10 protein-coding genes are annotated in these 12,703 nt (G+C 62.1%); all 10 read right to left on the bottom strand.

What is annotated here, in order from left to right:
- Positions 1-165: 165 nt before the first annotated feature.
- A complete protein-coding gene (locus ACI3L3_RS10945; protein WP_404845146.1) occupies positions 166-894 on the bottom strand; it encodes a UTRA domain-containing protein in 729 nt (242 codons plus the stop codon).
- A gap of 30 nt (positions 895-924) precedes the next feature.
- A complete protein-coding gene (locus ACI3L3_RS10940) occupies positions 925-1,587 on the bottom strand; it encodes an HAD family hydrolase (RefSeq protein WP_404845145.1) in 663 nt (220 codons plus the stop codon).
- Positions 1,587-2,603, bottom strand: coding sequence for an ABC transporter ATP-binding protein (locus tag ACI3L3_RS10935; RefSeq protein WP_404845144.1), 1,017 nt, complete (start codon positions 2,601-2,603; stop codon positions 1,587-1,589). The genes ACI3L3_RS10940 and ACI3L3_RS10935 overlap by 1 nt, the downstream gene beginning before the upstream one ends.
- A gap of 21 nt (positions 2,604-2,624) precedes the next feature.
- Complete coding sequence (locus tag ACI3L3_RS10930) at positions 2,625-3,398, bottom strand: ABC transporter permease (protein ID WP_404845143.1); 774 nt, start codon at positions 3,396-3,398, stop codon at positions 2,625-2,627.
- Positions 3,391-4,233 (bottom strand): ABC transporter permease, encoded by an 843-nt coding sequence (locus tag ACI3L3_RS10925; RefSeq protein WP_404845142.1) that lies wholly within the window; start codon positions 4,231-4,233, stop codon positions 3,391-3,393. Before ACI3L3_RS10925 ends, ACI3L3_RS10930 begins: the two co-directional genes overlap by 8 nt.
- On the bottom strand, positions 4,230-5,042 hold the full coding sequence (locus ACI3L3_RS10920; protein ID WP_404845141.1) for an alkaline phosphatase family protein: 813 nt from the start codon (positions 5,040-5,042) through the stop codon (positions 4,230-4,232). Before ACI3L3_RS10920 ends, ACI3L3_RS10925 begins: the two co-directional genes overlap by 4 nt.
- Before the next feature lie 44 nt (positions 5,043-5,086).
- Positions 5,087-6,139, bottom strand: a complete 1,053-nt coding sequence (locus tag ACI3L3_RS10915) for an ABC transporter substrate-binding protein (RefSeq protein ID WP_404845140.1) — start codon at positions 6,137-6,139, stop codon at positions 5,087-5,089.
- A gap of 169 nt (positions 6,140-6,308) precedes the next feature.
- Positions 6,309-9,911, bottom strand: a complete 3,603-nt coding sequence (locus ACI3L3_RS10910; RefSeq protein WP_404845139.1) for a PAS domain S-box protein — start codon at positions 9,909-9,911, stop codon at positions 6,309-6,311.
- On the bottom strand, positions 9,908-10,222 hold the full coding sequence (locus ACI3L3_RS10905; RefSeq protein WP_404845138.1) for a hypothetical protein: 315 nt from the start codon (positions 10,220-10,222) through the stop codon (positions 9,908-9,910). The genes ACI3L3_RS10910 and ACI3L3_RS10905 overlap by 4 nt, the downstream gene beginning before the upstream one ends.
- A gap of 438 nt (positions 10,223-10,660) precedes the next feature.
- A complete protein-coding gene (locus tag ACI3L3_RS10900; RefSeq protein WP_404845137.1) occupies positions 10,661-12,487 on the bottom strand; it encodes a cation:proton antiporter in 1,827 nt (608 codons plus the stop codon).
- Positions 12,488-12,703: the final 216 nt, after the last annotated feature.

Here is a 12,703-nt window from a genome sequence, read left to right as displayed (position 1 = left end):
ACTCTCCTGAGGGACGTGCGCCCGCGCCGCTGGTTTTCCGCTCTACCGGAAGCCGCGCCGTGGGCGCACTTTTTTTTCGTCCTGCCTCCCATAACACAAGAAAAGCCCCCCGCGTTGGCGGAGGGCTGGATGGAGCATGTGCATGTCCGGCGTTCTGGGGTGGGCTTACAGCTCTTGCCACGAGTCGGTATCCACGGCGATTTGGATGGCATCGTGCCGCCAGTATTCCATGTCGCAGTCGATAAGTTTGCCGTGTTGGTCGTAGTTGACGCGGGCAATGTGCAGAATGCTGCTGCCGTCGGCAATGCTGAGCATATCCGCAATGTGGCCCATGGCGGCGGTGGGGGTGATGGTGAATCGCGAGCGGCCATACCGTACGCCGTAGCGGCTTTCGTACAGGCCGGTGATGGATTGGGTCAGGTCCAACTCCAACAGGTCGGGGAAACGCTGAGCGCAGACCACGTGCTCCACATAGAGCGCGGCGCGTCCGTCCAGACAGCGCTGGCGGCGGATGTGGTGTACCCGCGTAAACGGCGGCAGGTCCATCTGCCGACACATGGCCGCCTGCGCGGGGACGGTTGCGGCGGCCAGCACCGAGGTGACAGCGCGGCGCTTTTGCCCTTGCACCATCTCGTGAAAGTGCGATTTGGTCATGGGGTTATAGATGAGCCGGGGCGGCGAGACGAACCATCCCCGCCGCTCCTCGCGGTAGATTTTGCCCTCGGCCTCAAGGACGAGCAGAGCTTCCTTCACGGTGATGCGGGTGGTTTCGTACAGCTCGCTGAGGCGGCGCTCCGACGGGAGCTTGTCCCCGACGGGAAGAAGCCCCCCGGCGATTTGGTCTGCGAGGGAGTCGCGGATGGAGAGGAATTGTCTGTTTGTGTGGTGTTTCATGCCGTGGTGTGTGCGTTGATGGTGCAGGGGCTAGGCCGCGACCCGTTTCCAGTCCAGCACGCGCCAGCCCCGGTGGCGGGCGTAGCGGCGCAGGGCGTCGTCCGGGTTGGTGGGGATGGGTACATCCACAGCATCGAGTAGAGGCATGTCGTTATGGGAGTCGGAGTAGAAGATGCTTCCGGAGAGACTGCGCCGCTCGGTCATGATCCAGTCGTGCAGGCGGGTGACTTTGCCCTCGCGGAAGGAGAGCGTCCCGACGGTTTGCGTGGTGAAGCATCCGGCGTCCTCGGCAAGGCGGATGGCGATGACGTTGTCAACGCCCAGCATGGCGGCGATGGGCCGGACGAGAAAGTCGCTGGTGGCGGAGATGATGATCACGGTGTCGCCGCTTTCCTCATGCCAGCGCAGGCGCTCCCACGCCTGTGGGTAGACGATGGGGCGGATGCATTCCTCGGCGAATTCGTGCGCGCGGCGCGCTACCTCGTCCATGGGCAGCCCTTCCAGATGGCCGGCGCAGTGGCGGATGTAGGCCTTCATGTCCAGCGTGCCGGTGCGGTAGTCCTGCATAAGCTGTTCTTCGCGGTCGAGCGCGGTGGCGGGGGCCCAGCCTTTGGCGACGCTATGGCGGAGCCACATGGTGGCGCTGTCGCCATGAATGAGGGTTTCATCAAGGTCAAAGAGGGCGAGGGGCATTAGGCGACCTCCCGAAGTTCGTTGCGGTTGAAAAGAATTTCCAGCTCGGTTCCGGCCTCGAATAGACGGCTGGAGGAGCGGTTTAAGAGGTCCACGGTCAGTTCGCACCCGCGTGAGAGGAGTTGATAGCGGATAACGTTGCCCAGCAGTTGGTGGGAGAGGACCGTGGCTTCCACTGGCGTGCTGACGCCAAGGGCGTAGTTGCGGCCCGGTTCGCGGACGTAAATGGACTCGGGCCGGACGGCCAGCTGGCCTGTAATGTCCATGCCCAGCAGAGCCTTGGCCTGCTGGGCCGTCAGCAGGTTGGAGTTGCCGATAAAGCCAGCCACAAAGGCGTTTGCCGGGTCCGTGTAGATGGATTCGGCAGAGCCGCTTTGCACGATGTCGCCCCGGTCCATGAGGAAGATGCGGTCCGAGAGGGTCAGGGCTTCCTCTTGGTCGTGGGTGACAAAGATGGTGGTCAGACCCAGCTCGCGCTGGATGGAGCGAATCTGTTTGCGCAGGTTGCGGCGGATGCGGGCGTCCAGCGCCGAGAGCGGTTCATCAAGCAGCAGAATGCGCGGGTGCACCACCAGTGCGCGGGCAAGGGCCACGCGCTGGCGCTGACCGCCGGAGAGCTCGTGCGGGTATTTGTCCTCATGTCCGCCCAGCTCCACAAGGGCGACGGCTTCGGCCACGCGGCGCGTGGCTTCGCCGCCTGCGATGCGTTTCATCTTGAGGCCAAAGGCGATGTTGGCGCGGACGGTCATGTTGGGGAACAGGGCGTAGCTCTGGAAGACCATGCCGATGCCCCGGTTTTGGGGTTTGACGGCGGTGATGTCGTCCCCGCCAACGCTGATGCGTCCGCCGTTGATGGGCGTGAGGCCCGATAGACAGCGCAGAAGCGTGGACTTGCCGCAGCCGCTGGGACCAAGGAGGGTGACGAGCTCCCCTTTGTTGATGGACATATTCAGGCCGTCGAAGACGGTGACGGAGCCGAAGCGTTTGGTCAGGCCGTGGGTTGTAACGTAATGCATAGGAGTTGTGCTCTGTGGGGATTATCGGTTGAAGCGGCCCGCGCACCACGTCAGGACAAGGGTCACGATGAAGTAGGACATGACCAGTGCGCTGGTGAAGTGGCCGCTGGTGCTGCGCATGTTGTTCAAATACACCTGAAGCGTCTCGTAGCGCGTGCCCACGAGGATGTTGGCGAAGACGAATTCCCCCAGCAGGAACGTGAAGGAGACAAACAGCGACGCCATAATGCCCCGCCGCAGGCCCGGCAGGATGACCACAAAGAACGCCCGCATGGTGCTGGCTCCCAGCAGGTGGGCGGCGTCCATCAGGGCGTGGACGTCCAGCCCTTGCATGGCGTTGGCGATGCCCCGGTACAAAAACGGCAGCGCCACGGTGAAATAGGTGCCGATGAGGATCCATGGCGTGCCAATAATCGGTAGCGGCCCGTCCGCGTACAGTTGCAGCAGGCCAACGGAGGACACCACAGGCGGCACCGCAAAGGGCAGCAGGATGAGCACGTTCATCAGGCCGTCCAGCTTGGGGAAGATGTAGTGCACGATGAATATGGCCGGTATGGTCAGCACTGCACACAGTGTGAGGCTGCCAAGGCATACGGCCAGCGAGTGGCCGAATGCGGCCAGAAAGCGCGGGTCGCTCCACAGCGCGATGTACCATTTGAAGGTGAAGCCGCTGGGCAGGATGGTTGCGCCCCACTGGCTGGCAAGGGAATAGGCCAGCGTGGCCACAAGGGGAATGCTGAGCAGGGCGATAAGGCCGGAGACGATGATGGTGTTGATGGGCGTGGTGCTACGCATGGACGTTCCTCTTGAGGAGCCAGCGGTTGATGATGGTCACAAGGCCCAGCAGCGTTACCAGCAGGACGGACAGCGCCGCGGCGAGGTTTGGCTCAAGGAACAGGTCCCCGGCCACAAGGTTGGCGATGCGGATGGTGACGAGGTTGGCGTTGCCGGATGTCAGGGCGTAGGCCGTGGCGTACGCGCCCATGGCATTGGCCAGCAGGATGATGAACGTTCCGACCAGTGCAGGAGCCAGCACGGGCAGACCAATGCGCAGCCAGTAGCTGGCGGGCGTGGCTCCCAGAAGGGCAGCGGCGTCCTGCCAATCGTCATCAAGGGCATTGAAGGCCGGAAAGAGCAGCAGCATGGCTAGGGGAATCTGGAAGTAGGTATAGACCACGGACAGGCCGCTGATGGAATAGAGGTTAAAGCCGCTGATAAGCCCTAGTTCGCGCAGGATGATGGTCAAACTGCCGTTGGCGCCAAGGAAGATGATAAAGGCAAAGGCCAGCGGCACGCCCGAGAAATTGCCCACCATATTGGTGAAGGCCACCATGAACTGGCGCAGTTTGCCGCCCACGCGGCGCAGCGCCGCCGCGCCAACCGTGGCGAGAGCCAGCCCGCCGAGGCTGGACCAAAGGCCGATGGTCAGGCTGTGGCCGAACGCCTGCCGCATAAAGGCGGAGGACAGTATTTCGCGGTAGTGCCCGAGGCTGAAAGCGCCATCCACGTTGACGCTGTGGATGAGCACCCAGCCCATGGGGGCCAGCTGAAACAGCCCCAGCATGGCGAAAAAGGGCACAAGGCCTGCCGCCGGCATGAGCGGAAAGCGGCGTGTTGTGGAATGGGTCATGAGGCGAGCAGCTCCTTGCAGTGGGGTTTGCCATGGCCGGGGAGGCCCAGCAGCTCGCAGACAAGGCCGCAAAGCTGGGTCTGGGCCGGGCAGGCATTTGGATTCATGGAGAAGCGGCTCCCGGTTACATAGAGGGGAACGCGGCGTTCATCGTCCGTGGTGCCGCCGTGCATGCGGTCCGGGGCCATGCCGTGGTCGCTGGTGATGATGACCTGATGCCCTGCATCCTGCCACTGGGGCACATAGCGCGAGAGCAGACTGTCCATGCGCCGCGCGGCGGCACGGTAGCCGTCCCCGTCGCCGCCATGCGTGTGCCCGGCGTCGTCTACGTTCATGGGGTGGAGAAACAGCAGGTCCGGGGCGTGGCGCGTCAGCAGGTGCTGGGCGTCAGCAAAGAGGTGGCAGTCCGGGTAGTGGTCCACGTTGTAAAAGATGCCGTGCTGGATGGGCAGGGCCGGGTCATCGGTATAGCGGTCACGCGTGGGGTCGTAGGGGGCGCGGTTGTAGAGTTCGCTCACCCAGTGGTAGGCCGCGGCGGCGGTGGTTCGCCCCGCGCCAGTGGCAAGGGAGAAAATGCTGTCGTGCCGGGAGCGGCGGACGATGCCGTTGTCCACAATGCCGCTGGCAATGGGCGGCACGCCGGTAAGAATGCATTCATACAGGGGCCGGGACAGGGAGGGCAGTTCGCACGTCAGGGTGTAGGACTGCGCGTGCCCGGCGTCCACGATGGCCTGAAGGTAGCCCATGCACGCATGGGCTACCTTGGCGCTGAGGCCATCAACAAGAACGAGGATGACGGTGTGTGACAAGAAAAACCTCGGTCGGTGGTTCTGTGGTCGATGGGGTTTCGGGATTACTGCATGTGGATGAGCACGCGCTCCTGCCACAGGCGGGAGAGTTTGCGCGCGGTGCGGTTCCAGGTGTCAAAGTCGCCGATGGGCTTGGCGTTGGAGTACTGCTCGTTTGGCAGCAGCATGTTTTGCACGTCGGCGGGGAGGGTGATGTTGGTGCGGATGGGGCGGGCGTAGCCGCGGGCAAGGTTAATCTGCCCGGCGTCGCTCAGGATGTATTCGCGGGCGAGTTTGGCGGCGTTTGGGTGCTTGGCGTATTTGTTAATGACGGTGGCGTAGCCGGAGATGATGGACCCATCACGCGGGATGCTGACGGTGAAGCGGTCGTGGTCAATGCTGTCGCGGTAGTTGAGGGCATTGAAGTCCCACAGCAGAGCCATTTCCACTTCGCCCTTTTCAAGGTTGGCGAGGCTGGTGTCGCTGAGCGACAGGCGGCCCTGCTTGGCCAGTTGGGCGAACAGGTTCAGCGCGGGTGAGATGTCTGCTTCGCTGCCGCCGGTGGCAAAGGCGCAGGCCAGGACGGCGTTGTTGGCCTGTGCGGCGGAGCCTACGTCGCCGACGGTGACCTTGTAGTCGCCATCCAGCAGGTCCTGCCACGTTTTGGGGGGATTCTTGACGATGTTGTTGTTGGAGATGAACGCGATGGTACCGGTATAGCCCAGCATCCAGTGCCCGTCCTTGTCTTTGGCCCATGCGGGGATGTCGTCCCATGTGGTGGGCTTGTAGGGCAGGGTGACGCCTTTCTTTTTGGCAATGGGGCCGAAGGCGAAGCCTACGTCGCCGATGTCGGCGGTGGCGCTGTTTTTCTCGGCGGCGAATTTGGCGATTTCCTGCGCGGAGCTCATGTCCGTGTCCTGATGGGAGAGACCGAATTTCACCTTGAGGTCGCGCCAAGTGTCCTTCCAGTTGGCCCAGGTGTCGGGCATGCCTACGCTGTTGACCTCGCCTTCGGCTTTGGCGGCACGAAGCAGGTCCTGCGGGACGGAAGAGGCCGCACTGGCGGCGGTGGCGGTCAGAACGAGAGCAAGGGCGAAGGCCCAGATGTGGTGTTTCACAGCAAGACTCCTTTGGTATAGTCCAGTTTGTCTGATGTGGAGGAAGTAGCTGTGAAATGTGTCGGCGCTGTGGCGGGGGCGTCGTTTTTGTGTGGCGGCTGCGCCTTGTGCGGTGCGCGGGATGGACGAGATGGGCTAGCCGGGCACCTTGTGCGGCGGCGGGTGCGTGCTAGGCCGGAGCCGCGTCGTCGGCGTTGTCCAGCGGCGTTACGGGCAGGTCTATGGTGAAGGTGGTGCCTTCTCCGGGGGTACTGTGCACGCCAAAGCGGCCACCGTGGGTGGAGGTGACGATGAAGTACGACACCGAAAGCCCAAGGCCTGTGCCAACGCCCTTTGGCTTGGTGGTGAAGAACGGTTCAAAGATGCGCGAGCGTGTGCCCTCGTCCATGCCGGGACCATTGTCCGTGATGTCGATGCGCACGCGCCCGTGCTGGTGGCTGGTGGTAATGGTTATGGTGGGTGGGCCTGTGGAGCCGTGTTCGGTCATGGCCTGCGCTGCGTTTTTGAAGAGGTTGAGGAACACCTGTTCGATTTCCGAGGCCGAGCAGACCACGGCAGGCAGCCCTTCAGCGTAGTTGCGCTGGATGGCGACGGAGCGGAAGTCGTAGCTTTTTTTCAGGTCGTAGTCCGTGGAGGCCAGCTCCAGCGTGTGGTCCAGCAGGGTGTGGATGTCCTCCTTGGTCATGGTGGCCTCGCTGCGGCGGCTGAACTCCAGCATGTTCATGACGATGCCAGCGGCGCGTTCGCCGGATTCGCGGATGCCGTCGAGCATGCTGAGTATCTTGCGGCGTTTCATGTATTCATGAATGGTCTCCAGCGGGCAGGCCAGCTCCTCGGCAACCTTCTGGTTGGCCTTCAGCTCCGGCGAAACGCGGCGCTGGATGTTCTGCACGCCTTGCAGGATGCCCCCGAGGGGGTTGTTGATTTCATGCGCCATGCCTGCGGCCAGCCCACCGACGGAGAGCATCTTCTCCGTTTGGATCATCATTTCTTCCATTTTGCTCTGCTCGGTGACGTCGTCCATGCGGATGACGGCCTCGACGCGTGACTGCGACGACAGCGGATAGACCATCAGGTCAATGCGGCGGATTTCGTTGCCGCGCTTGTAGGGGACCTTTTCCAAATACCGCGGGGCGCGGCTTTGCAGGGCCTCGCTGATAAGTGGCGTGTGCGGGTCCATCTCCGGGTAGACGTCGCCAAGGTAACGGCCCTGCACGTCGCTGTCGGTCATGCCGCGTTCATGCTCTGCGGCCTTGTTCCAGTGTGTGATGCGCAGGTCCTCGTCCACGGCAATGAGGATGGAGGGCATGGAGTTCAGCACGTCGCGCACATATTGGCCTGCGCGGATGATTTCCTGCTCCGCGCGTTTGCGGTCCGTGATGTCGCGCATGGTGCCCTCTATGCGCCGGGGGGTGCCATTTTCATCGCGCACAAGGCGGGCGTGTATCTCCGCCCAGATAAGCGAGCCATCCCGGCGTTTGATGAGGTGGACAAACTGCGTGATGAACCCCTTATCGTACAGGGCGGTGAGCAGGTGCTCCCGGTCCACAGGGGAGTGGTAGACGTCGCGCCCTATGTCGCGGACTTCCTTAAGAAGCTGCTCGGGGGATTCGTACCCCAGGAGCTTGGCCTGTGCGGGGTTGGCGGCCAAAAAACGGCCGTCGGGCGTGGTTTGGAATATGCCCTCCAGCGCATTTTCAAAAAGCAGGCGGTAGTTCTCCTCCGCCGCGCGCAGGCGGGCGTTGGCTTCCTCCAGTTCCTCGGCGTGCTGGCCGAGCAGGTTTTCCCGCTCCTCGTGGTAGTTGATGCGGCGGATGAGGTCCTCGGGCGAGAGGTGCATATTCGCAAGGATGTCCGCGTACATTGTGGAGAGCTCCTGCGCCTCCTTGGTGGTGAACAGGGGGCGGCGGCGCATGGCCTTGTGCGCCATGGCCGCGCCGATGGCTCCGGTGAGGATGGCTTCCACTTCCTCGTAGAAGCGGGCAAGCTGGTCGATGGTGACGTATTGCAGGCCAAGAAGCTGCGCGCGGCTGACGCATTGCCGCCCCAATTGTTTGGCCCGAAGCGGCGTGTAGTATTCTGCAAAAAGCTCCTCAACCATGCGCTTTTTGGGCCCAAGCTGAATATGCGGGTCAAGGGACGCGCCGCGGGCGAAGTCGTGGCGCTCGTCATCCATAACATTGATGAAGCGGTAGCCCTCGGATTGTTCGCGCGCGGTCTGCGTGGCAAGGGAGAAGATGATAAAACATCCCGTGTTGAGCAAGAGCGACCAGAATACGCAGTGCGTAAGCGGCGTCATACCGTGCAGGCCAAAAAGGTGCTCCGGGTTCAGCAGCCCCAGCCCGTCCGGGCCAGTGGAGAGGAGGGACGGCGGCAGCCAGCCACCGTTGACGAAGGCGGGGAGCAGCAGGGTGTAGCACCACACCATGAAGCCGACGGTCAGCCCCGCCAGCGCGCCCTTGCGCGAGGCGCGGGACCAGTACAGCCCCCCTACAAGCGGCGGGGCGAATTGCACCACAGCGGCAAAGGCAACGCGTCCAAGGCTGACCAGCATATACGAGTGCCCAACCATGGAGTTGAAGGCAAAGCCAAGGCTGATGAATACGCAGATGACGCCCCAACGTAGCTGCAAGAGCCTGTTACGGAAGCCGGAAAGCGCGGGGAGGCGCTCCATCAGCGGCAGTAGAAGGTGGTTGGTAATCATGGTGCCCATGGTCATGGAGGTGACCATCACCATGCCGATGCCTGCGGAAAAACCGCCAAAGAAGACGGCCCCGGCAAGCCACGGGGCGTTGTGCGCAATGGGAAGAGCCAGCACAAACATGTCCGCTTCCTGCGGGGGCAGCCCTTCCAGCAGGCCGCTCATGGCCATGGGCAGGGCAAAGATATTGAACAGCACCATGTAGATGGGGAGCATCCAGATAGCGTGCAGGATGTGCCGTTCATTGGAGTTCTCCACCACGGCGACATGGAATTGCCGCGGCAGAACAAGAATGCCTGCCATGCCCAGCACCATGCCAGTGGTCCACTGCGAGTAGGCCGGGGTGTCCAGAGCAGGAAGGCCCGTAAGCGGCGCCCATGGCGTTTCGGCAAAGCGGGAGAACAGATCGGCAAAGCCGTCGTTGAAGATGTAGGTAATGGTGAACCCCACCACAAGGATGGCGCCCAGTTTGATGAGCGATTCCACCGCAAGGGCCGCCACCATGCCATGGTGGCGCTCCGTCGGGTCAAGGCGGCGCGCTCCGGCAAGGATGGTGAACAGAATCATCACCGAGGCAAGGATGGGATCAAGCCCCGAGACGAGGAAGGAATCCGGCTCTCCAAGGGCCGTTACGATGTGGTGGAGCGATTGCTTCACGGCCTTCACCTGGATGGCAACATAGGGCAGCGTGCCCACGAGGGCGATGGTGGTCACCAGTCCGGCCACGCCTTGGGAGCGGCCATAGCGCGCAGACAGAAAGTCCGCGATGCTGGTGATGCGGTGTGTGGACTTGATGCGGACAATTTTGCGCAGCATGAATGGCCACAGGCACAGCCCAAGGGTGGTGCCAAGGTGGGTGGTCATAAAGGTCAGCCCTTCGCTGGCGGCCTGTCCCACAAGGCCGTAAAAGCTCCACGTGGTGTTGTAGATGGTGAGGGAAAGGGCGTAGATGATGGGCTGGCGGGCGCACCAGTCCTTGAGGTTTGCATTGCGCTCCACCCACAGGGCAATGCCGATGAGCAAGGCAAAGTAGGCCGCAAGGCCAAGGCCGAGCAGGCTGGTCACGCTCATGAATTGTCCTCCGTCTTGGCGTAGGGCGGCGGAGGTGGTTCGTTTTTGGTGGACAGATTGGCGCTGGGGGGCGGGGCATGAGGCTGCGGAGTCACGCTTGAGGGCTTCGCGTCATCAGAAAAGCCAGACAGGCCTATGCCAAGCAAAATGGCAATAAGCAGACCCCAAAGGGTGAACAGGTAGATGAATAGATGTGGCCCGCCTGGAATGTTGGCAATGGATACCAGCGGCCACCCAAAGACCAAACACCCAACCACAAAGATAAGGATGTGGAATTCCTTGCCGGAGAGGATGGTGCGCAGCTTGCTCATGGTCTCTCGGCCTCGGGACAGCGCGTGGCGTCCGGTTGGGGTGTTTGTGGAAGCTTTGACGCGCTGCGACCTTGTGCGCTGCGGCCCTGCCAAAACGACGGATGCGCCTTAGCATAGCGCGTTTTGCGGTGGAAGGGCAATGAATACACATGTCCGCGGGACAGGTGCACGCCACCACAAAGAACCGCCCGCTCTGCGACGAAACAGAGCGGGCGGTCTTTGCATCAAGCCCAAGAAGGAGGAGGACTTGAAAAGCGCATCCGGACCCGTCATGGGCGTGGCGGGAATGCCGGAATGGTTGTCGGATATGTGTGTAGGCGTTGGGTCTATGTATCAGGCGATACTGAAAAAGGGAAGAACACATGCAAAAAAAATGAAAGGCGAAGGGAAGCAGGGGCGAACTGCGCGAAAAGCGGGGAGTGGCGGCAAGAATGCGGGTTAGGCGGTTTCTGTTTCCTCGTGCAGTGGGGGCTGGTAGATGAGGGCGATGATGCGCCACCCGGCAGCCGGTGTGAACCGGGGCGTCACGGTAAAGGGGAAAATGCGCCCCGCAGGGGACACCGCAAACAGGGGCGTACGGCGTTCGCCCCCCTCGCTGAAGGTAAGGTAGTCTTCGTAGGTGAATTCCTCGGTGAGGGGGGTGGTGCGCAGGATTGCGCCGTCTTGCAGGTTTTGCCGCAGGGCGGAGTAGGTGACGGACTCGTCAAACAGGTCCGTGCCGCCAAATCGTAAGGCGGCCTTTTCGTCGGCGGTGGTGTTTTCCGCGCGGTGGGTGCGCACGCTGTAGATATTTTCCGGGCCGAATTCCAGCCGGTAGTACTGTGCGGCAAGGGCGTTGCGCTCCGCGTAGGGCGTCAGCGCCAGCAGTTTGCCAATGCCCGTGAGGTCCAGGTGACGCTCCGCGTGTTCGGACACGGGGTTGCCCCAGTAAGCAGGCAAGCCGTGCAGGCGGGCTTCCACAACTCTGTCCCAGTTCTGGTCGGCAAGCATGACGTGAAAGCCGTTGTCCACCAGCTCCTGCGCCACGGTTTGCGCCACGTTGCCCGCGCCGATAATCAAAAAGCCCTCCGGCTCCGGCTCGGCAACGCCCAGCCATTTGGCAATGGGCCGCGCCGTGGCGCTTTGCAGAACCACCGTGCCGATGATGACCAAAAACGTCAGCGAGACAAGGCCGCTGGCATCGGCGTAGCCCATCTCCTGCAGACGGATGGCAAACAGTGCGGAAATAGCCGCGGCCACAATGCCGCGCGGAGCTATCCACGCGAGCATATGCCGCTCCGGCATGGAGAGCTTGGAGCCTATGGTGGAGGCCATAACGCTCAGGGGGCGGGTCAGGAACTGGATGACGCCAAACACCGCCAAACCGCCCCAGCCTAGTGCCATGAAGCTTTGCGGATTCATGCGCGCCGCAAGGATGATGAACAGCATGGAAATGAGCAGAATGCTCAGGCTTTCCTTAAAGTCCAAAATCTCGCCAAGGTCCATGCCGTCCATGTTCGCAAGGCAAATGCCCATCACCGTCACGGACAGCAGGCCGGATTCCATCTCAAGGACGTTGGACGCCGCGAACACGGCGCAAACAAGGGCAAGGGTGGCGAAGTTTTGCAGATAGTGGGGAATCCAGTTGCGGACAAACGCGGCGCGCAGGAGCGCGCTGGACACTGTGCCGAACACCGCGCCAATGACGACGATTTTGCCAAAGGCCAAAAAGCCTGCGGCAAGGCCCCCCTCCAGACCACCCGCCACGATGAATTCATACACCAAAACGGCCGTAATGGCCCCGATGGGGTCGATGAGGATGCTTTCCCACTTGAGGATATGCGCCACGTTTTCACGCGGGCGGACCGTGCGCAGAAGCGGCGCAATGACTGTTGGTCCCGTAACCGTCATCAGCGCGCCAAACAGGAACGACACCTCCCACGAGAAGCCAAGCAGGATGTGCGTGGCCACGGCTGTGATGCCCCACGTCATGGCAACGCCGTAGGTGATGAGCCGGCGGATGACGCGTTCCAGTCCCGGAATATCCCGCAGACGCAGGGTGAGGCTGCCCTCAAACAGGATGATAGCGACAGCCAGCGAAACGAAGGGGAAGAGCAGGTCGCCTAAAAGCTTGTCCGGCACCAGCCAGCCTAGAACAGGTCCGGCAATGATGCCCGAGGCAAGCAAAAAGATAATGGCCGGCAGCCGCACGCGCCACGCCAGCCATTGGCAGGCAAAGCCAACAAGGAGGATGAGAGCGAGTCCGGTGACGGCGTGTTCGTGCATCTGTTTGGCCTTGCTTCTCTGTTCAGTCGTGGAAATCCGTTGCGTTTTGGAGACGTTTGGATGAGCGGGATGCCCTTTGCGAAATGGCATCGCCGCGCCGAGGAGAATCCGCTGTGCACTGTTGAACGGGCTGTTTTTCAGCGCACAGGTGTCGCTCTTTGCGAGGGCGCGCGTACAAAAACGCCCCGGCGGGATGTCCCGCCGGGGCGTTATGCG

The organism is Desulfobaculum sp. SPO524 (genome assembly GCF_044987625.1).
GTDB lineage: Bacteria > Desulfobacterota > Desulfovibrionia > Desulfovibrionales > Desulfovibrionaceae > Desulfobaculum.
This window is presented reverse-complemented; position numbering and strand designations above follow the sequence as displayed.

Coding starts and splice junctions, on each gene's coding strand:
- ACI3L3_RS10910 (WP_404845139.1), bottom strand. CDS start 9,911: ATGAGCGTGACCAGCCTGCTCGGCCTTGGCCTTGCGGCCTACTTTGCC.
- ACI3L3_RS10940 (WP_404845145.1), bottom strand. CDS start 1,587: ATGCCCCTCGCCCTCTTTGACCTTGATGAAACCCTCATTCATGGCGAC.
- ACI3L3_RS10905 (WP_404845138.1), bottom strand. CDS start 10,222: ATGAGCAAGCTGCGCACCATCCTCTCCGGCAAGGAATTCCACATCCTT.
- ACI3L3_RS10935 (WP_404845144.1), bottom strand. CDS start 2,603: ATGCATTACGTTACAACCCACGGCCTGACCAAACGCTTCGGCTCCGTC.
- ACI3L3_RS10945 (WP_404845146.1), bottom strand. CDS start 894: ATGAAACACCACACAAACAGACAATTCCTCTCCATCCGCGACTCCCTC.
- ACI3L3_RS10925 (WP_404845142.1), bottom strand. CDS start 4,233: ATGACCCATTCCACAACACGCCGCTTTCCGCTCATGCCGGCGGCAGGC.
- ACI3L3_RS10930 (WP_404845143.1), bottom strand. CDS start 3,398: ATGCGTAGCACCACGCCCATCAACACCATCATCGTCTCCGGCCTTATC.
- ACI3L3_RS10900 (WP_404845137.1), bottom strand. CDS start 12,487: ATGCACGAACACGCCGTCACCGGACTCGCTCTCATCCTCCTTGTTGGC.